Consider the following 24,528-nt stretch of genomic DNA (forward strand, 5'->3'; position numbering starts at 1 on the left):
CATAGCCAGCCTAATCGCTGGCTTTTTTATTGGGAAAAATTATGTCTACAATTCCAACACAAAATCAAGTTCCAAGCGAAGCAGCGAGCGATCTGAAGTACAACTCAGGTAAAGTTGACGAGTTCATTACGTCAAATAACCACTTTTACGTTGATCGCTTTGGTAAAAAACACTATACAATAGAGGGTATTAATTATTTATCAAAACAGGCAATGCTTAACTATGGCTATATCACGAAGAGGTCTTTTGAATCGGGTAATACCATCATCAATCCTAACGATGTTCTTCTCTGGGAAAGTAATGGCGAATACTACAGATGGGATGGCAAACTCCCCAAAGTAGTTAGCGCTGGCTCAACCCCTGAGTTAGCGGGTGGTATTGGTGACGGTAAATGGAAAGGCGTTGGTGATGCAACTTTAAGAACTGAATTAGCATCAAATAAAGGCGCATCAATCATAAAAACAAATAATGAGAATACAGTTCAACACGAGCTTGAACTGTCAAAAGAGTCAGTAAAAGAAACAAAGAACGTACAAAGGATGCAGATTCCAATATCTGACAGACGACTAATTATCAATGCACATCGTGGTTATTCTGAAACTTATTTTGAACAGACGTTACTCGCGTTTAGTCAATGTAGAGCTGATGCGATAGAAATTGATATGCAAACAACATCAGATGGGGTAGCTGTCTGTTTTCATGATGACGATTTATCAATCCAGACAACTGGAAGTGGGGCAATAAAAGACAACACTATTCAACAAATTAGAACGTACCGATACAAACGTGCTCAAGATACTCGTTATGCAGACATGCTGTCTATTCCTTCTCTTAGTGCTGTTTGTAAGGTTGCCGCAAGAACGGGTAAAAAGTTGTTAGCTGAAATTAAAGGGTATAGGACAATAGATGATTGCGCACAATACAATTCTATTATTTCAACGTATGGATTAGCATCCACAACAACATTCATTTGTTTTGATTTTCAAGTACTACAATATCTGCACAATATTAACCCGTTAGCATCCTACGGTTTAATATTGGCATCATACAACGAAGGAATGGATGAAAATATAAATGAGCTGATTTCTTGGGGTGGTGGGGTTATAGCACCGAGCAGGAATATAATTAGTGCCATAGGGATAGAGAAACTAAGGCAATGGGAAGCAAGTGGTTTAACTATAAACTCGTGGACAATCTATACGGTTGAACAATTAAACGAGGTTCTATCCTATGGTATTAGGCATCTAACGTTAGATAAAGATTTTGCTGATATTCTAAATAAATAACAGGAGATAGAAATGAGTTATGTTCACTCTGAAAGAGATTTTAGCAATTGGGCGTTTGGCACATCAGGGACAGGAAATGTACAAGTAACTAAAGATGGAATCCTTAGATTGCAAAACTCTGACGCATCATCTAGGGCGTTAGTATCAAGAAAGGTCATGTTAATGGCTGGTGATGAGGTTATTGTTAGTTGTATAGGACAAACTACCAGCCTCCAATCAGGTCGATTTATATTGGCTATTGAACAACCGTTTACAATTAGACGAAATCTAACTTACTTTGAGCACAATGAAGATGCTGTGTTGAGATCGGTAGCTTGGAAAGTGCCGACAGAATTTCCACCGACAGAAGTTTATCTTACAGTTGGTCTACCTAATGGGACTGAGGGAATCGCTTACATTACAGATTTAAGTTTTGAAGTAAAATCACAAAACTTAGGTTCTAGGCGAATTCTAATGGATGGTGTTGTAAAATTAACAAATGGCGTTGCTACATTGGATAACTCTTACGACCACAGAAATGTAGGTGAAGTAATAGCGTCGAGTATTAACCTAGATGTAAGACCAAAAGAGATTGTAGCTCTAGACAGACTTCCCATCGTAAACATAACATCAATTTATAACGCTGATGATAAACCAGTAAGAAACGCAATATTACAGCCTGTTGCATCATTTACAAAAGCAGGGGCGCTGAATATTAGATTACAGCACCCCATAGATGGAACGATGGTAGGGGTTGCTACGGAAGGGATAAATAAAACAATATCATTTTCTATTTTTATATAAAATGATGTATCAATATTATACTGCCTCCATGCTTTAAGCAAAGAGGCAGTAATTAATTATTTACATTTTTTATCAGAGTCAACAACTATTGTTTCACCAACTAAATATAAGTTGAAGTTTTTGCCACGAATATAGTCATCTGCATTACACATATTTTTTATTGCATAACTTGAAACATTATTAGCATTAGCTGGTCTACGAAGAGACAGGTTTTCCATTAGAATGCGCCTGTATGGCCAGTAAAAATTATTAAAATATTGAGGCACACTATATTTTAATAATGGAAAATTCTTTTCTGAATTGATTAGCATATTAGGTTTCATTTGTTTTCCTGTAAATGCAATATTACTATACTCCCAATTAACAGATAGAAATTTAATCTCATTAATTATAGATGTTGTATATTTATCTTGGACGTTTAATGCATTTCCATAAGCATATAAATACACAACTGTATACATAGAAACAATTGCTGAAGCTATTAATGATAATATGCTCACCAATTTTATTTCTAATAAGCTTAATGAGTAAAAAAGTAAAAATATAACGCCACCAAATCCAACGTAAATCCTAGTAAAATAAGGTATTGAAGATTTTAAAAATAACAGAGCTCCAACACAAAAGAACAGAGATATAAATGGTATGATAAGCATCACTAGTGATGAAATGAAGGACTTTATATTTTTATTAAAGCCCCTACTTACTAAAAATAACATACATATAAACATTACTACAACATAAGTTATGAAAAACAAATAAGCATGCTCACCAAATACATTTTTATTCAAAAAAGAATAGTATTTATTAATATTTAATAAAAAAGATGATATGAAATCACCTTCGGCTAACATTGGGTGATTCCCACCATGATTCCCACCAAAAAAATATGGTAAAATAATTTTAAGGTAGAGAATGGCTCCTATAATGAAAGATATAAACATTTCAGATAGAAATAACAATGGGTTATTTTTTTTGTTGAACCTATTGATGAATTCGCACATGGAAATTAAGATCAATAGGTTTATTGATGCTTGATAGGTTGAATAAGTCATACATACAATGGTTGTATATAAAATTATTCTTATATAACTTTTAGATGAATTAACTAATAATAGCAGTGTTGGTATGGCAATACTTGCAAGCATTGGAAGAGAATCAAATCTATATGATAAAACTTCACTCAATGCTGGGCTTATTATATAGATAAGTGGTAGTAAAATTGAGAAATAGTCAGTTTTATTAATTAATTTTCTATGTATAATAAATAAAGAAACAGATAGTAAAAATAAACCTATAAAAAGAGGTAGTGGATATAAATCAACAATATGAGTATTGAAGTTTAACAATATCATTAACAAATCGGAGAATGGTCTGCCATCTATTCCCCAATTTGTATATCCAATAGCAGCCCTTCCCATGTCATCAACATAATATGTGTTTGCAAGTAATATAGGAAAAGATATTAATAATAGTATTATAAAGTATAATACTATTTGCTTTCTGGCGTTCATCAGTTTTTCCCTTTTAATAAATATTTAGGTCTTTTTTTGCTTTCAACGTATATCCTTCCGATGTACTCGCCAAGAACACCGATTCCAATAAGCTGAATTCCACCAAGAAATAAAATAGAAACTAGTAGTGATGGGTAGCCTGGAACTGGATTGCCCCATATCATTTTATCTATAATCATCCATCCGCCATAAACAAATGAAATCGCACCAACAAATAATCCAATATAGGTCCACATACGCAGTGGGAAGGTTGAAAAACTGGTAATTCCTTCTAATGCAAGATTCCAAAGCTTCCATCCATTAAATTTTGACTCACCTGCAGAACGCTCAGCACGAGAATATTCGACGATATCTACTTTCCCGCCGACCCAAGATAGGACTCCTTTCATGAATAGATTACGCTCAGGAAGCAATTTAATATTCTCAACTGTTTCACGAGACATTAAACGGAAATCACCCACGTTTTCTTCAATCTTTGGTGTACTGATTTTGTTATGCAATTTATAGAACCATTCTGCTGTTTTTCGCTTCAACTAGCCATCAGTAGATCGATCAGTTCTTTTTGCTAAAACAACATCAGCACCTTGTTTCCATTTTTCTATTAATTGTGGAATAACTTCTATTGGGTCCTGAAGGTCAACATCAATAGGAATTATGGCTTCCCCCGTTGCATGATCTAAGCCAGCAAAAAGTGCGGGTTCTTTACCAAAGTTTCTAGTAAAGCTCAGTGCTGTTATTTTCTCATCAGCTAACGACAACGCATTGATGATATTTTCAGTTGAATCTTTACTACCATCGTTAATAAAAATAATTTCAACATCGTATTTTTTTAGTTCTTCATTTTCACGAACCGCTTTATAAAAAATAGGTATCGCTTCTTCTTCGTTAAAAACAGGAACAACTAAAGAAATTTTCATTACTCTATTCCTTTAAAGACAAATAATTTTGAGTAGAAAAAACCAATAACAAGGCTAATTGCTGAAAACGCAATTAAGGTAATTATAGGCATCACATCGAGTTTATCGGCAATAAACCCAGTCAAATAACTGAGTACACCCATAAATACTGTGAATGCTATGTATCTACCTCCAGTTGCTTTCTTTTTAAATGTAAACTTAGCATTAGCAAAGAAGGAGAAAGTGACGGCAATGATGAATGCGATCAGGTTCGCAGTGGCCTGTGTTGTGGAAACTAAATAAACCAAAATACCAAACACTACCCAATGCAAGAGAGTGTTAATAATGCCAACAGAGAAGTACCGTGCAAATAACTGGAGCATATTAAATTATCTATAATAAAAATTGATGGGAGAGTTTATCACTAATGTAAATTTAGGTCAGTAGTGGATATCCATCCAAGCGTTTTTTGGATGTTATGGTGGGGCATTTTTATGATAAAATGCACTCATTAAAACTTGTAATGCGTTGATTTATTTGTCTGGTATTGTCATGTTTTGACATGTATTTTCTTGTTAATTACATAATAATTCAATTGTAAATTGTTGATTTTAAAACAATAGCTTGATTTGAGTAAACTTATTGGATTATAGTGGGTTAATTATGCGTTTTGCTTTGAGGAAAAAATGACCATGAATGAGGCAGATGCCCGCCCAACTAACTTTATTCGTCAAATAATTGATGAAGATCTGGCAACAGGGAAACATGATAGCGTGCATACGCGTTTCCCACCTGAACCTAATGGCTATCTTCATATCGGCCATGCGAAATCAATTTGTCTGAATTTTGGTATTGCTAAAGATTACCAGGGTAAATGTAATTTACGTTTTGATGATACCAATCCAGTAAAAGAAGATATTGAGTACATCAACTCAATTCAAAAAGATGTTCAGTGGTTAGGTTTCCAATGGGAAGGTAGCGTTCATTACTCCTCAGATTATTTTGATCAACTTTATCAATATGCGATTGAGTTGATTAATAAAGGCTTAGCTTATGTTGATGAACTGAGCGCTGAAGAAATTCGTGAATATCGCGGTACATTAAAAGAGCCAGGTAAAAACAGTCCTTATCGCTCACGTAGCGTAGAAGAGAACTTAGCGCTGTTTGAAAAAATGCGTGCGGGTGGCTTTGAAGAAGGTAAAGCGTGCTTACGTGCGAAAATTGATATGGCATCACCTTTTATCGTTATGCGTGATCCGGTGCTTTATCGTATTAAATTCGCCGAGCACCACCAAACTGGAAATAAATGGTGCATTTATCCAATGTATGATTTTACCCACTGTATCTCAGATGCACTGGAAAATATCACTCATTCTTTATGTACGTTAGAATTCCAAGATAACCGTCGTTTATATGATTGGGTGCTGGATAATATCACTATCCCTTGTCATCCTCGTCAATATGAATTCTCTCGTCTTAACCTTGAATATACTGTGATGTCAAAGCGTAAGCTGAATCAGCTTGTGACAGAAAACATCGTCAATGGTTGGGATGATCCTCGTATGCCAACGATTTCAGGCTTACGTCGTCGTGGTTATACCGCTGACTCTATTCGTGAATTCTGTTTACGTATTGGTGTAACGAAACAAGAAAATAATGTTGAAATGGCTGCATTAGAATCTTGTATTCGTGATGATTTAAACGAAAATGCACCTCGTGCAATGGCTGTTATCGATCCAGTTCGTTTAGTTATTGAAAATATGCCAGAAGGTGAAGAGATTTTAACTGCGCCGAATCACCCAAATAAACCAGAAATGGGTACGCGTGAAGTACCATTTAGCCGTGAAATTTATATTGATCGCGCTGATTTTAAAGAAGAAGCAAATCGTCAATATAAACGTCTGGTACTAGGTAAAGAAGTTCGTTTACGTAATGCTTATGTTATTAAAGCTGAGCGTGTTGAAAAAGACGAGCAAGGTGAAATCACAACCATTTACTGTACTTATGATGCAGAAACATTAAATAAAGATCCTGCTGATGGACGTAAAGTAAAAGGAGTTATTCATTGGGTAAGCATTCCACATGCTGTTCCTGCTGAAATTCGTCTTTATGATCGTCTATTTAGTGTACCAAACCCAGCGGCAGAAGATGATTTCTTATCAACAATTAACCCTGAGTCTTTAGTTATTCGTGAAGGTTTTGTTGAACGTAGTTTAAAAGATGCGGTGGTTGAAAAAGCGTATCAATTTGAGCGTGAAGGCTACTTCTGTGCTGATAAGCTATCAACAGCAGATAAGTTAGTATTTAACCGTACAGTAGGCTTACGTGACACTTGGGCTAAGATTTCTCAACAAGGTTAATTTGAACCTTATTTTGAGTTGCATTAAGTATAGTTAGCGCCAAAATTAATAGAATGCTCGGTAATTATTTATCGAGCATTTTTTTATCTATTTTTCTTTTTAATGTCGTACAATTTTTCATCTATTTATATCCAGCATTTATTCTTTAGGGATTAATTAATCTTAATTTTTTCATTTAAAATGATAATTTTTTATTTGTTTCATTTGAAATAATTAACTTGTTATCACTTTATTCTTCTGTTTTTTCATAACATCTCATTAAATAAGGCTGTAGTAAGAAAAGTGTGATTAAAAGCACATATTTCACATCGTTAAAAAAGTTTATTTATAAGCGCTACTTATTATTCTTTTTAATAAAAACGAAATCTAATATTGTTTAAAGATTGATATAAAAAACAAATAAAATCAATTTGTTATATTTATTTTTAACGAGAGATTATAAAAGAAAGAAAATGAAACGATTATTTAGTTATGTGCCCTTGGTCATATTTTGATAAAAATTCTTTTTTTTTGGTTGATAATTCGCGTCGCGAAAAATATGCTGTTTCTAACCTAATTTAGGTTTTTTCCCCACTTGGGGTTTTATATTTGGAAATAGGCATTGTGCTTATTTCTTTTTTAGTCAAAGTCAAAGAGGAAACAATGCTATGGTTATGCAACATGCTAAACCAGGCAGGGTGGCACTTGCCGTTATGGGCGCATTGCTTGTAACTGCACTACCTGCAAAAATGTCTCATGCTGAAGGATTTATTGATGACTCAACCTTAACGGGGGGGCTTTTTTATTGGCAACGTGACCGTGATAGAAAAGAGTTAACACCAAATAGTCCTGATTACGGCAAATACAAAGCTAACTTACACCATTCTACTTTTAACGCTAATCTAGACTTCTCATCAGGTTACCTTGGTGATTTTATTGGTATTGATTTAGCCGCCTTTGGTGCTGCTGAATTGAATAACAGTGGCCCTGCGGCACCTAATGAAATCGGTTTTAGTGATGCAAAAAGTCGCTGGGATGAAAAATGGACAGGCGATCGCAGTGGTATGAGCGTGTATAAAGCCGCTGCAAAATTCAAATTAGGTAATTTCTGGGCACAAGGTGGATATATTCAACCTAAAGGCCAAAGTTTATTACGCCCGCACTGGAGCTTCTTACCGGGAACTTATCGTGGGGCGGAAGCTGGAGCAGTTTTCGATTTTGATAAAAGTGGTGAATTATCTTTCTCCTATATGTGGACAGATGAATACAAAGCACCATGGTATCGGAATATGTATAACTTTCGCAAAGCTGATCTAGAAACGAATATTAGCTATCTTCACTCTTTCGGCGCCAAATATGATTTTAAAAACAGCCTAGTGTTAGAAGCTGCATTTGGTCAGGCCGATGGTTATATCGATCAGTATTTTGGTAAAGTTTCTTATGATTTCCCAATTGCTGACAATGCATTAAGAACGTCTTACCAATTCTACGGTGCTAAAGATAAAGTGACCGGTGGTGGCGTTAATGATGTTTATGATGGGCTGGCATGGTTACAAGCACTGACTTTTGGTTATACCTACAATGTATTTGACTTCAAAGTAGAAGGAACGTGGGTTAAAGCTGAAGGTAATCAAGGTTATTTTTTACAGCGTATGACTCCGGGTTGGGCAACATCTAATGGTCGTCTTGATGTCTGGTGGGATGGTCGTTCTGACTTTAACGCTAATGGTGAAAAAGCACTTTATGCGGGTGTAATGTACGATCTGAAAAACTGGGATCTATCTGGCTGGGCGGTAGGTACTTCTTATGTTTACGCATGGGATGCTAAGCCAAGTGGTAAAGCCATTTATGATCAAGGTCAGCGTATTAGAGAAAGCGCATGGAATGCGGATATTATGTATACGGTTCAAGAAGGTCGAGCTAAAGGCACTCTCTTTAAACTTCACTATACCCGTTATGATAACCACTCCGATATTCCAAGTTATGAAGGTGGTTTTGGTAATATTTTCCAAGATGAAAAAGACGTTAAATTTAACGTGATAATGCCATTTACTATTTTCTAATATCAGCATAAGGATAAAGTGTATTCATTACACTTTATCCTGAATAAAACTAAAAAAGCTAAATACGATTACGATAAGTAAAAACAAACCTCATTAATGAAGTGAAATTGTCAGTAGTAGTAAGAAGTAGAAGAGTCGAAGTAAAAAGTAGTAAAGAGTCGTTTTAAAATCGCAGTATATAGTAAAAGTAATGAAGTAAAGTCGTCATGTCATGTCATGTCGTCTGAGATAAATGTGAGTGGGTTATGTTTATCTCTTGTGTTTCAGTTATTTCGCAAAATTTGCGTAAGGTATTTACCCTAAGTAAAGGCAGTCAGAGTGGGTATCGTAGTGGGGGGTAAATACCTTTATTTTTTCATTCCTTCCTTTTTCGTCCTTTTCATCCTTGTAGGTTTTTTTATTCTATGGCAAATTTCTTGCCATTCATTTTATCTCATCTTATTTATTATTCTGCATTGAATGCAGTTCGATAATGCACGTTTTCAGGAAGAAGCATGTTAAAGCGATTGGATGATTTTTTATTAGAACCACCATTGAAGCCCTTTAAAGGTATAAAACGATTTATTGTTGAATTTCTTTTTTTTGGTGTGAAAGAGGCGCGTTCTTGTTTATTTGCGGGATTTTTCTTTTTTATTTTATTTGCAACACCAAGTAAAGGAATATTAGGGATACCTCGTTATGATGTTTTACTTATTCTCGCTATTGCTTTCCAATTATGGATGGTATGGGGAAAACTTGAAACATGGGATGAATTAAAAGCGATCTGTTTTTTCCACATCGTTGGTTTTGTGATGGAATTATTTAAAACATCAGCAGCAATTGGATCGTGGAAATACCCTGATTTTGCTTACACTAAATTGTGGGAAGTGCCTTTATTTACAGGATTTATGTACTCTGCGGTAGGAAGTTATTTAATTCAAGCATGGCGTTTTTTAAAAGTACGAATTGAACATTATCCACCTTATTGGATGGCAACTTTAGTTGCACTCGCTATCTATATTAATTTCTTTTCTCATCACTTTATCGGTGATTATCGCTGGTATTTAACTGCTTTTATTTTAGGTCTTTATGCTCGTAGTGTGGTTTATTTTACGCCTTATGATACAGAGCGAAAAATGCCACTATTATTGGCTTTTGTTCTGATAGGTTTCTTTATTTGGCTTGCTGAGAATTTCGGTACATTTTTTGGTGTTTGGCAATATCCTAACCAGATTGGTGCTTGGTCTGCTGTGCATGCAGGGAAATGGGGCTCTTGGTCACTGTTAGTCATTGTTACATTTACTATCGTGGTTCATTTAAAACATATTAAACACAGTATCAGTGTGCCTAAGTAGAGTTATTTTATCCTCAAATTTAAGGTAATAAAAAAGGAACTGTGAACAGTTCCTTTTTTTTACTGAGAGATTATCCAGAATGAATTATTTCTCATCATGTGCGTGGCTATCTTCTTTACAATTGCCTTCAGCGCAGTGGCCATATAAATAAAGGCTATGATTGGAAAGCTTGATACCATGACGTTCAGCGATGTTTCTTTGGCGCACTTCAATCGCATCATCTGTAAACTCGATAACTTTGCCACAATCAAGACAAATTAAATGATCGTGATGGTGTTGTTGAGTTAATTCAAATACTGATTTACCACCTTCAAAATTATGTCGGGTAACAATACCAGCATCGTCAAATTGGTTTAAGACGCGATACACGGTTGCCAGACCAATCTCTTCACCGATATCGATGAGTTTTTTATAGAGATCTTCAGCACTGACATGATGGCACTCAGGATCCTGGAGCACTTCCAAGATCTTTAAGCGAGGAAGTGTAACTTTTAACCCAGCATTTTTTAACGCTTTATTATTGTCGGTCATGCGGATTTAATCCTGTTGCTAATGGTGAATTTAATTTTTGTGCTCACTAATAGGGTTGATTCATTAACACTCGGGTGAATAAATAACCTTATTGATTATAGGCATGATATTTAAAAATAAACACCCCTACCTATCACACTATCTTAGCACACCATTGAATAATTATCATTCTCAATATTGAGTATTTATTTATCCCAGAATTTCATCTAGGCTCATTTCTTCTTTGATTTGAGCAACCCAAGCATCAACACGCTCTTCGGTTAATTCTGGTTGACGGTCTTCATCAATCGCAAGGCCGATAAAGTGATTATCATCTGCAAGCCCTTTAGAGGCTTCAAAATGGTAACCTTCTGTTGGCCAGTGACCCACAATGACAGCACCACGAGGTTCGATAATATCGCGAATTGTGCCCATTGCATCACAGAAGTATTCTGCATAGTCTTCTTGGTCGCCACAACCGAACAGTGCAACCAACTTACCTTCAAAATTAATATCTTCTAGTGTTGGGAAAAAGTCATCCCAATCGCATTGTGCTTCACCATAATACCAAGTAGGAATACCTAGTAACAGAATATCAAATGCTTCGATATCTTCTTTACTGGATTTTGCGATATCATGAACTTCGGCATTATCAGCGCCCAGTCTTTCTTGAAGCATTTTGGCAATATTTTCAGTGTTGCCGGTATCACTGCCGAAGAATATACCTATGATTGCCATAAAGTGAGATAACCTCTTTTATTCTATATTCGTTATACTTCAAATTGTCGCGTTGTTGACTACGTTGATTCGTACTGATTACATACTTTGTATGTAACAGTAACGCCTTTACTTGCCAATTAGCCACACTTCGAAATAGTTAGAGTATATTTGTCTGTGTTTGAACAATTACTAGTGAAAAATAAACATCTTGTTTTCATAATAGAAAACTAAAAAACGTATTTTGACGAAAATAGCAGGGTAATTCTGTCAAATTTGTGTGGTTTAGCTACTAGCTATTCTCATTTTGATGTATTTTCAAGGCGTGATTTTGCGCCAATTGTTCTAGTAATATTTCTTCAATAAGTTCGCTACGGCTAACATTTCTTGCAGTCGCCAACTCATTAAGTGCATTCACAGCATCTTCATTTAATTTCAATTCAACTCGACGTAAACCATTGACTCTGTCTCGTCTTAATTGATTGCGTTTATTAATTCTAAGCTGTTCATCCCGAGAAAGCGGGTTTGTTTTAGGTCGCCCAGGTCTGCGTTCATCTGCGAACAAATCCAGTGTGGTGCGATCAGTTTGTTCTTTTGCCATAAATTTTGCTGTGAAAGGGCGTATACCAATGACTAAATTGCGAAACGCCCAATAATACCCCACATAGTGACGTCCTGCCACTGCTTCCTGAGTTTAACCTATTGTCATTTGGTGTTTTTATCGACAGACTGTGTGATTAAGTACAATAATTATACATTCAGCTAAATTATTACTTCCTTAATTACGCCACTTTCAGTAATAAATTATGCTTTTGATAAAAAACGACGAATAGCGTTAATAACAGTGTTAGGTTTTTCTGAATGTACCCAATGTCCAGTGTTTGCTACGACAAAAGCGCTAGCTTGCGGAAATTGGCGTGCAATATCATTACGATATTCATCTAATATGTAAGGCGATAAACCACCACGAATAAATAGCACCGGATAATTCCAAGCAGGGACTTCTTGCCAACCAATAATCTTTGAATAGGCATTTTTGATCGCAGATAAATTAAATAGCCATTCTCCACTTTTAAATGATTTAAGTAAAAACTGAATAACGCCCTCTTCTTTAATAAAGGGGCTCATAATTTCTACTGCATCTTGACGTCGTGTAACTTGAGCTTTAGTGACGGCTTCGAGTGCCGCAAAAATGTTATCGTGGCGGCGAACATTGTAAGCTACAGGTGACATATCTATTACGACAATGCGAGCAATTCGCTCAGGCGCTAATGCTGTCATTGCCATTGCAATTTTGCCTCCCATGGAGTGCCCGATAATGATGGCTTTTGAGATATGTAAACTATCGAGTAATGTAAGTACATCTTGTGCCATATCTTGATAGTTCATACTTTCACTATGAGGGGAATGTCCATGATTACGCACATCAATTTGGATCACGGTGTGGTCTTGGCGTAGATCACGCCCTAAGACGCCTAAATTATTTAAGTCACCAAAAAGGCCGTGGATCAAAACAATAGGTAAATTGGATGCAGGTGCTGTTTCAGGCTGATGTAATTGATAATTTAATAATGTATTGAGTTTCATGTTAATGACCAAAAAATAATTGTGATTTTTTCTATGATGACATGCACAAGATACTAAGCCAACTTATCGTAATAATATGCGTGAGTGATTAAGAGTAGAAATAATTGATAAGGGAGATTTATAAAAAACCACATAATTGACATTATTTAGATGTTTATTCTAAACTTATTTAAAAAGTTGAAATCTTGGCATTGCTCAAAAATAAATATTTAGAATTTTATATTATTTGATGGTTGGTGTGGTGTGAGAAGGCGGTATTTGAAGCAGGCTTTGTTTGAATAAGTTCAAAGAATAGAAGATGATACCGAGATAAACAATAGGATAAATACCAAGCTTAGCCATTGAAATGGCTGGATCTTGTATAGATCTTCTTTAAGTTATTGAAATTTTACCTATTTTGTTTTTAAAGATTATATCTTATAATCCTAATTACTTTTTTTTGAAAACAGTACTGGGTAGCAATGAAAAAGATAGAAATTGATGACGAACTTTACCGCTATATTGCTAGCGAAACTAGACATATCGGTGAAAGCGCTTCAGATATTTTAAGGCGTCTACTGAAGCTTGATGCCAAACAGCCCGTACAGCCAGTCGTTGTCACTGAGTCAGTACAAGCACCTGTTATTAAACAGGAAGCTGAACCTAAATCGATTACACCAGCAAAAAATCCGGTCCGTGAAATGCGAGAACTGTTGTTATCTGACAGCTATGCAGAAAAAACAAAATCAGTTGATCGTTTTTTACAGATCCTTTCTACGTTATATAGCCTAGATAGCGCTACTTTTACTCAATCTGCTGAAACAGTACATGGACGAACACGCATCTATTTTGCTGGTGATGAACAAACATTACTCGATAGTGGACGTCATACAAAACCGCGCCATATTTCAGGCACGCCATTTTGGGTTATTACTAACTCCAATACAGAGCGTAAAAGAACAATGGTACAAAGCATCATGCAGGATATGCAATTTCCTGCGAATGAGATTGATAAGGTGTGTGGAACTATCTAACCACTATTGTTAATTGATGCATTGCAAAGGCTTTTGTTTAAAGCGTGCTTGTGATGTCAAATAGGAGAAGATTTGTGGCAATTCATCCAAGAGCAGGGCAGCATACTCGCCAAAGTGATCTGATTAACGTGGCGCAATTAACGTCGCAATATTATTCACTTAAACCACAAGCTAGCATTAATGCTCATCGTGTGAAGTTCGGTACCTCTGGCCATCGCGGAAGTGCAAATCGCCATAGCTTCAATGAAGCCCATATTTTGGCAATTGCACAAGCTATTGCTGAAGTACGCGCAAAAAATGGAGTAACAGGCCCATGTTACGTGGGTAAAGATACCCATGGACTGTCAGAGCCTGCATTTATTTCTGTTTTAGAAGTACTCGCTGCTAATAAAGTGAAAGTGATTATCCAAGAAAATAATGGTTATACACCGACGCCAGCGGTCTCTTTTTCTATTTTGACTTACAACGATGCGCATCAAGATATTGCTGATGGTATTGTGATCACTCCATCACATAACCCCCCTGAAGATGGCGGTATTAAATATAACCCATCAAACGGTGGACCTGCTGATACCGATTTAACTTCTGTTATTGAAAAACGCGCTAATGAACTGCTTGAAAATAATTTAGCAGGGATCAAACGTCTTTCTTATGATGAAGCATTGGTGAGTGGTTATATTGAAGCTCAAGACTTAATTATGCCTTATGTCAAAGCGTTAGGTGACGTTGTTGATATGGAAGCCATTAAGAAAGCAGGCTTAAAATTAGGTGTTGACCCATTAGGTGGTTCCGGTATCGAGTACTGGAAACGCATTGGTGAATATTATGGTCTTGATCTTGAATTGGTTAACGATCAAGTCGATCAGACATTCCGTTTTATGACTCTTGATCATGATGGCGTTATTCGTATGGACTGTTCATCACCATGGGCAATGGAAGGTTTATTACAATTGCGTGATAAATTTGACTTAGCATTTGCCAACGATCCTGATTATGACCGTCATGGTATTGTGACGCCGTCAGGTTTAATGAACCCAAACCACTATTTAGCAGCTGCGATTAACTATCTTTTCCGTCATCGTCCGCAATGGGCTAACGATGTAAAAGTAGGTAAAACACTGGTTTCAAGTGCAATGATTGACCGTGTTGTAGCTGACTTAGGTCGTGAGCTAGTTGAAGTGCCAGTTGGTTTTAAATGGTTTGTTCAAGGCTTATTTAGTGGTGAATTTGGCTTTGGTGGTGAAGAGAGTGCAGGAGCATCTTTCTTGCGTTTTAACGGTAAACCATGGTCAACCGATAAAGACGGTATCATTTTATGTTTGTTAGCTGCTGAAATGAAAGCAGTCACAGGCAAAGATCCACAAGAACATTACAATGAACTAGCGCAGCGTTTTGGTTCACCAAGCTATAACCGTATTCAAGCATCAGCAACTCATGAACAAAAAGCATTGCTGTCACGTTTATCACCAGAAATGGTAACAGCAAGCACCTTAGCAGGCGACCCAATTACGGCTCGTTTAACACATGCTTCAGGTAATGGTGCCTCTATTGGTGGTTTAAAAGTGATGACAGATTACGGCTGGTTTGCGGCTCGTCCATCAGGCACTGAAGAAGCGTATAAAATTTACTGCGAAAGCTTCCGTGGTCCTGAGCATCGTGAGTTAATTGAAAAAGAAGCCATTGAAATAGTAAATAATGTCTTTGCTAACAAATAAGTTAGTGTAATAAGCTATTTATATAGAATACACTCTACCAAAAGGTAGAGTGTATTTTTTTAATCATTAAATATTTTTAGATCACAGCATTGATATCCATCATTGAGGTTGATTTAGAATTAAAAATAGAGTGGATAATCAATGCAAAATAATTTTGTTTTACGCAGTGTACGTTACATGCTGGATCTCAGTGATGCACATATGGTTGAGATCATGAAGCTAGCTGATTACACCGTTACGAAAGAGTTAGTTAATAGTTGGTTGAAAAAAGATGATGAACCTGAATTTGTCGAGTGTGACGATAATGCAATGGGGCATTTTTTAAATGGTCTAATTTTTTATCGTCGTGGAAAAGATGAAAACTTTCCAGCACCTGAAGTTGAAAAGCGTATTACAAATAACATTATCTTGAAAAAATTACGTGTCGCTTTTGAACTCAAGGATGTGGATATTCTAAAAATTTATGAGCTTGCGGACTTCCGTGTTTCTAAGCCTGAACTTAGTGCGGTATTCCGCAAACCAGGACATAAAAACTACCGTAACTGTGGTGATCAGCTGGTAAGGTATTTTCTTAAAGGATTAACCGAAACCCTACGTGGTAAAGGTAAAGCAGTTAAGAAATAAATAAATCTCAATTAAGAATTATTCCCTCTTTAATAGAGGGTTTTTTTTAAATGTTCTGTAGTACGAGAACCCGTATTTAATCTTTAATTTTTATGGTGTACATTGTACGCTTCAAGGTGACAGATTAGAAAGGGAACTTAATGAGTCATGCAATAGAATTTATTGAAACGTCAATATTTACTCAGCAAATCAAGTTATTAGCTACAGATGAAGAAATACGAACATTTCAAAATGAACTGATAGGTAGACCTGATAAAGGCGATCTAATTCAAGGAACTGGCGGGTTACGTAAAATAAGAATGGCGGTAGGTAACCAAGGAAAAAAGTGCAAGTGCTAGAGTTATTTATTTTTTAGCAACTAAAAGAGTTATCTATTTAGTTATGGCGTACCCAAAAAGAGTAAAAGTGAGTTTAACTGCTCTAGAAAAGATTGAGTTAAAAAAACTCACAAAACGACTTAAAGGCGAAATGTGATATGAGTTTCTTCAATGATTTAAAAGCCTCTTTAGAAGAAGCCGTAGAAATTAAAAATGGCGATAAAAAGGCATCGAAAGTTACTCGTTTTGAAGTTGCTGATGTAAAAGCAATTAGAAAACAACTTAACGTTTCACAAAGCGAGTTTGCAAATGCGCTGGGGACTAGTGTTGATACAGTCAAAAGTTGGGAACTGAAAAGACGTAATCCAACAGGGCTTACCGCAAAAGTGCTTATCGCAATTCATAACAATCCTAGCTTATTTAAAGAGTTAGCTAGTATCTAATTCCTTTAACTTTTTTACTGCTAAATTTGTCTTATTTGGCAGTAAACCCCTATTTTAGAATATTGCATATCTCCTCACTGGTTTGATTTTTTTCTTTTTTGATAATTTATCCTCGAAATTATTTACTATTCACTCAGTTAAGTAAAAACACTGATCTTGTTTTGTTAACAATTATGTCATTTATGTTTTATTTTTGTTTCTATTCTGAAATTTAATTACATATCAAGCAAAATAAAGGTGATTTTTCGCACGAATTGAGTGGTCTGATCAGTAGTAAAATTTCATCAAATGAGGTAAAATTTCAACATCAAATTAATCTCTATACAGGAGAGCACTATGCCAGCTTATAACGAATATACAAAAAAACATGTTTTAGCCCGTCGTACTGGTGCTGTTGCGCTAGGTGTTGCGGCATTTCCTGTTATGGTTTTTCATCCTAAACGCGCACAATTTTATAGCTATATACATCGTGTATGGTCTAAAACAAGTGATAAACCAGTTTGGCTGGCAAAATCAGAAGTGGCATTAAATAGCCACAAATAACAGAACATTAAAATAACGCCTACATATGTAGGCGTTATTTTTATCCTCTCTTTTTTAAGCATTTTAGCAATGCTATCTTCTCGTTTTTTCTTAACTTCAAATAATTCGCAAATTTTACGTTACAATAAAGAATAATAGTTTACTTAAACGGGTGCTTTTAACCTATTGCTATTTATTAGATTGTTATATAAATAGTGGCATTCGTGATAACAGGGAGATGAATGAAATGAAAAACACTGATCTGGAACGAGTGATTAATGAGAAACTAAGCATTGAAAACTTTCAAGATTATGCACCTAATGGCCTTCAAGTCGAAGGGCGCCCTCATATTCAAAAAATAATCACAGGGGTGACCGCTAGCCAAGCATTACTTGATGAAGCGGTACGATTAAATGCGGATGCGATTTTAGTTCACCATGGCTATTTTTGGAAAAATGAGCCGGTTGTAATTCGTTCAATGAAGCGTAACCGCTTAAAGACATTACTTTGCAATGACATTAATCTTTTTGGTTATCACTTGCCATTAGATGCGCACCCAATCTTAGGTAACAATGCTCAATTAGCATTAAAAATGGGCATTAAAGTTGAAGGTGAAATCATGCCTTTAGTTCCTAAAGGCGTATTTGATTTACCTTTAGCACCGCTTGAATTAAAAGCACGTTTAGAAAAATCATTACAACGCAATGTATTACATTGCGGTGATAATGCACCTGATACTATTCGTACTATTGCTTGGTGTACAGGAGGCGGACAAGGCTTTATTCAAGATGCAGCAGAGCATGGTGTAGATGCTTTTGTGACAGGCGAAGTCTCAGAACAGACCATTCATATCGCAAGAGAAATGGGGGTTCATTTCTTTGCTGCGGGGCACCATGCAACAGAGCGCTATGGCATTAAAGCATTAGGTGAATGGCTGACTCAAACACATCATTTAGATGTGACATTTGTTGATATTGATAATCCAGCGTAAACCCATTTATTGTTATCTTAAAAGCTATCTCTCTTTAATTTGAGAGATAGCTTTTTTTGTTAATACCAATTACTCGTTAAATTGAATAGGTAATGGACTTTGCAATTGTTGCAGGTTATCGCATAGCCAAATTAACTGTAATAACGCCCGTGAGTCACGGGAAGTTAATGTCAAATAATAAGCTAATTGATCAGCAATTAATGTCATTCCTAAATCATCTGCGGTGTGTTTGCTTATTTCTAATTGCTCTTTTTGCATTTCAGAGAGTAACTCCCGCCCAGTACATGCTTGGGCTTCTAATACTGACAAAATAGGGCGACAGAATTTTTGTGCCAAGGTCGGCTCACTGTGATGCATTGCTGTTTGTTGCTTACGTTTAGCCATATATTCTTGAATACGGCTAATAAAGCCTGATTGTTTTTTCTTATGTGGAAATTGGTCAAAATCGAGATAAAACAGTTCAATGCCTTTTTCTGTATTGATCCAAATGGTCGTTGGCAATAAGTCTATATTGAGATCGCGTCGAACGGGTTGTACTGTGATTGCGACAATTTCTAACTCTTTTTTGGTAATAAAGCGCAACTCTTCTAGATTATTTTGTGTTGTTCCTTCCCAATAAAGGCGCAAGAATGCTGAGTTTTCATGATTATCGGATACTTCCCAAATTACACATTGCTCTACCTCATACCAAATTAAAGGTTTGTAGTTTTTGATATGCAGAACAAGAGGGGAGAGAAATCCTTCTGTTTGATGGGCGAAGTAATCGGGTAAATCTTGCCAATTATTGATGCCTAGCTCAGTTTGTAAATTGTTATAGTTTGTAATACCAAGAAAATCCGCTTGATTTTGAGCAAAACTATCACCAATGGTGGCAAGCTTTCCTTCATCAGAAATACGAGGCTCTTGTAATAAAAAAGGACGACGCATTAATTTATCCGCAGTTTGTTTCCATAATGACAAACTGTTCCAAACACCATAACGATTAAACAAGGTATCTAGCTGATTAGGGCGAGCTTGTGTTGCTTGTAATAGCTGTTTTTCTTCACTATCCCAAAAGGTAAATGTTGCTCCTAATGCGCCACTTTGTGCTGTCCACCAATTTGCACCAATTGGAATAAGCGAGAGACTCTTTTTTTTATCGTCATATTGACGACGAAGTTGTCCTCGTAACACTTTTAGCTGTTCTGGTGTTGCATTAGATAATTGGAATAGATAGGCAGAAATATGGGCTAATAAACGCAAGACACGGCTTTCATCCATTGTGAAATGTCTTTCTGCTAACAGTTTAACTTGAGTACTTAATGTTCGTAAATAAGATGCTAAACGAGGCAAACCTTCCGCTCGGGCGGACATATTTAATAAGTGCAACTGTGTTGCACTGCTTAAGCTAATATGTGATAGCCCTTGACGTAATAAATCATAAATGAAGAGTTCGATGGTCTTAATTAGAGCTATTTCTTCATCATTCAGAGGACGTTTAGAAGATTGCACCGCAATTAAATTTTCAGGCCACGTCCAAGGCTTCGAGTGTTGCTCAAATAATTTAGCCACGATAGCAAGATGAAAGGCTTTTTTCTGTGAGTCAGAAAAAGGCGATAACATGCCATCATAACCACTCGCTTGTAAGAAAATAACAGGTTCATTCACATCAGGAAGTTGAATTTTTAACTGAGTTCCAGTGTCTTCTAGATTGAACGTTATATTTTCCCATTGCTCAATTAATTTAATCGCTGTTCGACACGCAGGTTTACCTGCTTTCTTGATCAGTAGTTCAGGATCAAGTGTAAATAAAGTGGGTAACAATGGCGTGATTTCAACAGATTCATTAATAGTTTCTGCTGATGTTTCAATACTATTATCGCTGTTTGAATGATCGACATTATTAGCTTGGAGCCACAAAACAGCAGCTAAAATATGCTTACAGCAACCAGAAGCAGAACAATCACAACTTGCTTGTTGAATCCCCGCTTCGTGTAAAACAACATTTTGTCCATCACTACTAAACTGCCCTGTATTGGGATCAGTGAGTGAAACTTTTTCGTTATCAACGTCTTTTTTAGCACGTCTTAGCAATCCTGCATTAGCAAAGACGGTGAGTGCATCTTCATCGTAATGAAAGTAAACGGTTTGCCAACTCATTGCATTACCTCTGCTAACCATTGCGCGAAATGTTCTGGTGTTAATGCCGCCACTTGCATACCTCTATCCGCGAGTTTTTGTGCAATCGCAGAGTCATAAACAGGTTGAGCTTCATCATCAAGTGCCGCAAGCCCTAATAATTTAACTTGTTGGCTATTAAGGCGTTGTGTGCAATCTAATAAGCGGTTTAATGAGCCACCTTCTTCAAAGTCGCTGATCAGTGAAATAACTGTACGTTTAGGGTTTTTGATCAAACTTTCACAGTATTGCATTGCACCAGCAATATCTGTACCGCCTCCTAATTGTACGGTCATTAAAACCTCAACAGGATCATCTGCTAAATGAGATAAATCGACAACTTGAGTATCAAAAACGACTAAAGAGACATTTACGGCAGGCAATGAAGCTAAAATACTGGCACAAACAGCCGCATACATAATGGAACTAGACATTGATGCACTTTGGTCAACGCAGAGAATAACATCCCACGGAAAATGCTGTTGCATCCGTGAGTTAAAATAAGGCGTTTCAATGACTAAGCGACGATTTTGGGTATCGTAATGTTTTAAATTTGCGGCAATCGTTGCACGCCAATCAAAGTTACGACTATTAGGCACCAAAGAGCGTCTAAAGCGATTACGACGTCCCGTTAATGATTGGCGAAAATTATTACGAATCTGACGTAAAATGTCTTCAACTACTTTGCGAATAATAGTTTTAACAGCATCTCGTGTTTCTTCGCTCATTCGCCCACGCAAGCTTAATAGTGTTTTGGCTAACGCTTTTGTAGGTTCCATTGCTTTTAACGTATTGGGATCTTTAAGAAAACTACTGATTTGATAACGCTCAATAGCTTGTGATTGCATACGTTCAAAGGTGCTATTAGGGAATAGCTTACGTGCTTGATTTAGCCAGTTTACCGCAGTAAGTTGCGATGCATCGAGTGAACCATGACGTCCTCGCTCTTGGCGAAGCCCTCGGCGCTGATATTCTCGGCGATAGAGAAAGTCGAGTGTACGTTCAACTTTTAAATCATCAGCATTAAAAGTCGCTTGCCCCAGAGCATCATCCGCATATTGACCTAAAATCAGGCGCCAGCGCTTTGCTTGTTGTATTTTATCTTCTGGCATATCGTCATTATGCTGACTCATGGACATTGTCTCCTTTCTCTGCTTTCTTAGTATCAAACCAAGAAATCATGCCTTGTTCCGTTATACGCTGTTGCAGTTTTTGATTGAGTTTTGTGGCTTCAATCATTTGTTTAGCACTAAATTCTGACTGCCATAATGATAGCGCTTGTGTGTCTAAACCAATATCGTTGGCAATATATTGTGCAAGCTCTGCATTTTGCTTGGGATTAAGTTGGCTAAAGGCAAAACGCAGATCAGGTAAGATCTGAATAAAACGTTCTTCATCCCATTGTTGTAACAAGGTATTTAAGTGATCAACCAATAAAGGTAAGCGGATCACAAGCTCTGGTGCTGTTCGCATAATTCCGACAAAATAGCCAATAGCCTGCTCAGGAGAACTTCCGGTACTAAACGTGGCATTTAATGCGTTTGTTAGAGTGGTTTCATCAATATATGAGCCTAAATAACGCAATGCATCAACAGCACCTTTTAATAAAGGCACTGCATCTAGTTGACCATCAAGGCGATTGAGCTGCTGATAGAAATCACTTTTGTAATCATGTGGATTATTAAGTGATGGCATAAATTCAATCAGTTCACGTAAAGAGAGCAAGGCTTGTAAATTGCTTTCTTGTTGTTGTTCATCACCTTGAGCGAGTTGTTCTAAGCAAAAAAATGCTTGAGGGATAACTTGATGTAGTCGATTTTCCAGTGCCAGTTCATCGGTAATATCAAGGTATTGACGACCTCGCCATAAATGGATCAATTTATGTCCACATTGAGTTAATGACTCAAGACGAAAATCTTGCTGAATATAGTTATCTAATAGTTTAAAGAGTGATGGAATACGCTGGTGGAGGCCAATTAATGCTACTTGGATTAATAACGTGACCGCACTCTGGCTTGAACGGCTTTGCCCTTGTTCTTCAAGCTGTTTTTCCATTGATAACAGCTTACTTAGGGCGATAGCTTCAAGTTGTGAGCCTTTCTCTGATAATGAAATCAGCTCACCTTCTACATTGGGTGTCCAAGCGTATTGCCACTCTTCAAATAACAGATCTAGTTGATGACCAGAAAGAAAATCAGGGCCATTTACACGGTGTGCAAAATGAATTTCTAAGAAGGCCAGTAAATGTAAAAAACGACTTCTTAAGCGATGTTGAGGATTGCGGTACACATCACATTTAGTGGTTTTTGCTAATGTATCATCAAGTTTAAAACGAAAACCTCTAGCACGTTCATAGGTTTCATTTACCAACGGTGGGGTTGCCGTGCCTAATGGAATTTTGCCTAATAGATAGCCGGAAAAACAGGTTTTAATTTCTGTCCACAACTCGTTTTGACTATCATCTAAACTGCCTTTAATAAAGGCACTTTGTAAACCATCAAGCAAATCATAGCGACCCATACCAGCGTGATCTCTAAGTAAAGCGAGACGTAAACTCTGTTCAGCCGCCAGTTTTACAGCTAAATAGCTCGGCGGATTATCAAATTGTTTTTCTCTGATCGCCTGAGCTACCGAGCTTAGAAAAGCAATCCCCATTTTATTGCGATAAATTTGAGTTGGTTGTTTTGCAGCATCATTATTCTCTAATTTATCATGATGTTGTTGCATCAAACTTTGCCAAACTTGTTGATAAAAAGCCGGAGATGGCATACCAGAAGAATAGCCATTCAGTGCATCTAATCTGTCAAAACTGTAGCGAATAAGCCAAGCTTGTTCATTTTCACCCATTTTTTGCATTTTAGTGAATTGCTTTTGTTCTGTGCTAGAAATGGCGAAAGATTGAGATTGTGGATCGGCTAGACCTTCAATTAATGCAAGGGTATGGAATCCCCCTGTGACGATTAAAATTTTGGCATTGGGCTCTTGTTGTTTGATGGTTTGAATATGAGTGAGCATATGTGCTTCACGTTGCGAAGAGCCTTCAGATTCAAGCACTTCAGGTTCATAATCAAGACGCGCAAGTGCACACCAAATAAAGGTATCATTAAAGAGTGCTTGCCAATCTGCTAAAGCTTCAATATTGCGTAGCTCAAAAAGATGCTCCCAAACATCATCATGATCACGGCAATGACATTTTTTGGCTAATTGTGCAATAAATTGGCTATGGGCTAAATAACGTTCTTTTTGTAAGCTACGACTTTGTGAATCACTATATTCTTCGTTATTAACTTGAGCGCCCCAAGGTAAATCGATAAAGCGTGTTTTTGCATTGATGCGTAAACCACCTCGTAATGCTTGCCATTCAGGTGAGTATTCACAAAATGGGAAATAGGCAGAGTGCAGTGATTTTTCTCGTTCTTCTTGGTTACCATCATTATGCAAATATTCTGCTTGCCCCATAATAGCCACCGGAGGCAGGGTATCTTTATCAATTAGGCTTGGAATAAGAGAATTAAAGGTATCAGGGCCTTCAATTAAAATATAGTCAGGCTTTACCGAATCAATTAGTGATAAGACGGCATAAGCACAAGCGGGGCTGTGATGGCGTACAGGGGCAAAATAGAGATGTTGTTGCTGTAACGACGTCCATTTCAGTCGTGCTTGGTCAATTCTTTCTGGCAAAGGTATTGAAGGTAGCGTCACCGTGTCGATCCCTTTTCT

Annotated in this window: 20 protein-coding genes and 2 pseudogenes; 12 read left to right on the forward strand and 10 right to left on the reverse strand. The window is 36.8% G+C overall.

The annotated features are described in order from the left end of the window. The first annotated feature begins 41 nt into the window (after positions 1–41). Positions 42–1,286, forward strand: a complete 1,245-nt coding sequence (locus tag ABN256_RS08615; protein WP_349439375.1) for a glycerophosphodiester phosphodiesterase family protein — start codon at positions 42–44, stop codon at positions 1,284–1,286. 12 nt (positions 1,287–1,298) lie between these two features. Continuing rightward, positions 1,299–2,069, forward strand: a complete 771-nt coding sequence (locus ABN256_RS08620) for a hypothetical protein (RefSeq protein ID WP_349439376.1) — start codon at positions 1,299–1,301, stop codon at positions 2,067–2,069. Between the two features lie 56 nt (positions 2,070–2,125). Here the strand turns inward: ABN256_RS08620 and ABN256_RS08625 are convergent, their stop codons facing one another. The 3 genes and pseudogenes from ABN256_RS08625 to ABN256_RS08635 form a co-directional block, all read right to left on the reverse strand. Further along, the gene (locus ABN256_RS08625) at positions 2,126–3,580 is read right to left on the reverse strand and encodes a glucosyltransferase domain-containing protein (protein ID WP_349439377.1); all 1,455 of its coding nucleotides are present in this window, start codon (positions 3,578–3,580) and stop codon (positions 2,126–2,128) included. Beyond that, a pseudogene (locus tag ABN256_RS08630) lies at positions 3,580–4,497 on the reverse strand (glycosyltransferase family 2 protein). The gene ABN256_RS08625 and the pseudogene ABN256_RS08630 overlap by 1 nt, the downstream one beginning before the upstream one ends. Then, a complete protein-coding gene (locus ABN256_RS08635; protein ID WP_349439378.1) occupies positions 4,497–4,859 on the reverse strand; it encodes a GtrA family protein in 363 nt (120 codons plus the stop codon). Before ABN256_RS08635 ends, ABN256_RS08630 begins: the two are co-directional and overlap by 1 nt. A gap of 309 nt (positions 4,860–5,168) precedes the next feature. Here ABN256_RS08635 and glnS point away from each other — a divergent pair, with 309 nt between their 5' ends. The 3 genes from glnS to ABN256_RS08650 all read left to right on the forward strand — a co-directional run bounded on the left by glnS (position 5,169) and on the right by ABN256_RS08650 (position 10,212). Next, complete coding sequence (gene glnS / locus ABN256_RS08640) at positions 5,169–6,836, forward strand: glutamine--tRNA ligase (RefSeq protein ID WP_197269430.1); 1,668 nt, start codon at positions 5,169–5,171, stop codon at positions 6,834–6,836. Positions 6,837–7,483: 647 nt separating this feature from the next. Further along, the gene (chiP, locus tag ABN256_RS08645; RefSeq protein WP_099075900.1) at positions 7,484–8,878 is read left to right on the forward strand and encodes a chitoporin ChiP; all 1,395 of its coding nucleotides are present in this window, start codon (positions 7,484–7,486) and stop codon (positions 8,876–8,878) included. Positions 8,879–9,372: 494 nt separating this feature from the next. Continuing rightward, entirely contained in the window at positions 9,373–10,212 is an 840-nt protein-coding gene (locus ABN256_RS08650) for a DUF817 domain-containing protein (protein WP_072070223.1), read from the forward strand. Positions 10,213–10,296: 84 nt separating this feature from the next. Here ABN256_RS08650 and fur read toward each other — a convergent pair whose 3' ends face one another. The 4 genes from fur to ybfF all read right to left on the reverse strand — a co-directional run bounded on the left by fur (position 10,297) and on the right by ybfF (position 13,026). Beyond that, the gene (gene fur, locus ABN256_RS08655) at positions 10,297–10,743 is read right to left on the reverse strand and encodes a ferric iron uptake transcriptional regulator (RefSeq protein WP_006537692.1); all 447 of its coding nucleotides are present in this window, start codon (positions 10,741–10,743) and stop codon (positions 10,297–10,299) included. A 189-nt stretch (positions 10,744–10,932) separates the two neighbouring features. Further along, the gene (gene fldA, locus ABN256_RS08660) at positions 10,933–11,460 is read right to left on the reverse strand and encodes a flavodoxin FldA (protein ID WP_115351382.1); all 528 of its coding nucleotides are present in this window, start codon (positions 11,458–11,460) and stop codon (positions 10,933–10,935) included. Positions 11,461–11,731: 271 nt separating this feature from the next. Next, the gene (gene ybfE / locus ABN256_RS08665; protein ID WP_109410031.1) at positions 11,732–12,040 is read right to left on the reverse strand and encodes a LexA regulated protein; all 309 of its coding nucleotides are present in this window, start codon (positions 12,038–12,040) and stop codon (positions 11,732–11,734) included. A 203-nt stretch (positions 12,041–12,243) separates the two neighbouring features. Further along, positions 12,244–13,026 carry an esterase gene (gene ybfF, locus ABN256_RS08670; protein ID WP_349439379.1) on the reverse strand — a complete coding sequence of 261 codons (783 nt, stop codon included), beginning with the start codon at positions 13,024–13,026 and terminating at the stop codon, positions 12,244–12,246. A gap of 461 nt (positions 13,027–13,487) precedes the next feature. On the opposite strand from ybfF, the gene seqA reads away from it, so the two are divergent. From seqA to ABN256_RS08705, 7 genes and pseudogenes are all read left to right on the forward strand, one after another. Next, complete coding sequence (gene seqA / locus ABN256_RS08675; protein WP_072070220.1) at positions 13,488–14,039, forward strand: replication initiation negative regulator SeqA; 552 nt, start codon at positions 13,488–13,490, stop codon at positions 14,037–14,039. A 74-nt stretch (positions 14,040–14,113) separates the two neighbouring features. Then, entirely contained in the window at positions 14,114–15,754 is a 1,641-nt protein-coding gene (pgm, locus tag ABN256_RS08680; protein ID WP_196553431.1) for a phosphoglucomutase (alpha-D-glucose-1,6-bisphosphate-dependent), read from the forward strand. 141 nt (positions 15,755–15,895) lie between these two features. Then, positions 15,896–16,378: a YehS family protein gene (locus ABN256_RS08685; protein ID WP_072070218.1), complete on the forward strand. Its 483-nt coding sequence runs from the start codon at positions 15,896–15,898 to the stop codon at positions 16,376–16,378. Positions 16,379–16,518: 140 nt separating this feature from the next. Further along, positions 16,519–16,852 (forward strand): annotated as a pseudogene (locus tag ABN256_RS08690) (type II toxin-antitoxin system RelE/ParE family toxin). Position 16,853: 1 nt separating this feature from the next. Next, complete coding sequence (gene nadS / locus ABN256_RS08695; protein ID WP_197269428.1) at positions 16,854–17,138, forward strand: NadS family protein; 285 nt, start codon at positions 16,854–16,856, stop codon at positions 17,136–17,138. Between the two features lie 336 nt (positions 17,139–17,474). After that, on the forward strand, positions 17,475–17,681 hold the full coding sequence (locus ABN256_RS08700) for a YbfA family protein (protein ID WP_072070216.1): 207 nt from the start codon (positions 17,475–17,477) through the stop codon (positions 17,679–17,681). Positions 17,682–17,907: 226 nt separating this feature from the next. After that, complete coding sequence (locus ABN256_RS08705; protein ID WP_349439380.1) at positions 17,908–18,651, forward strand: type 2 GTP cyclohydrolase I; 744 nt, start codon at positions 17,908–17,910, stop codon at positions 18,649–18,651. Between the two features lie 69 nt (positions 18,652–18,720). Here ABN256_RS08705 and ABN256_RS08710 read toward each other — a convergent pair whose 3' ends face one another. Genes ABN256_RS08710 through ABN256_RS08720 form a run of 3 tightly spaced genes read right to left on the reverse strand, consistent with a single transcriptional unit; the run spans position 18,721 to position 24,510 of the window. After that, positions 18,721–20,790 (reverse strand): SWIM zinc finger family protein, encoded by a 2,070-nt coding sequence (locus tag ABN256_RS08710; protein ID WP_349439381.1) that lies wholly within the window; start codon positions 20,788–20,790, stop codon positions 18,721–18,723. Next, the gene (locus ABN256_RS08715; RefSeq protein ID WP_072070213.1) at positions 20,787–21,941 is read right to left on the reverse strand and encodes a VWA domain-containing protein; all 1,155 of its coding nucleotides are present in this window, start codon (positions 21,939–21,941) and stop codon (positions 20,787–20,789) included. The genes ABN256_RS08710 and ABN256_RS08715 overlap by 4 nt, the downstream gene beginning before the upstream one ends. Further along, positions 21,928–24,510, reverse strand: a complete 2,583-nt coding sequence (locus ABN256_RS08720) for a DUF5682 family protein (RefSeq protein WP_349439382.1) — start codon at positions 24,508–24,510, stop codon at positions 21,928–21,930. The genes ABN256_RS08715 and ABN256_RS08720 overlap by 14 nt, the downstream gene beginning before the upstream one ends. Between the last annotated feature and the right edge of the window lie 18 nt (positions 24,511–24,528).

Origin of the sequence: Proteus sp. fly-1008 (assembly GCF_040140305.1) — a bacterium.
GTDB lineage: Bacteria > Pseudomonadota > Gammaproteobacteria > Enterobacterales > Enterobacteriaceae > Proteus > Proteus vulgaris_B.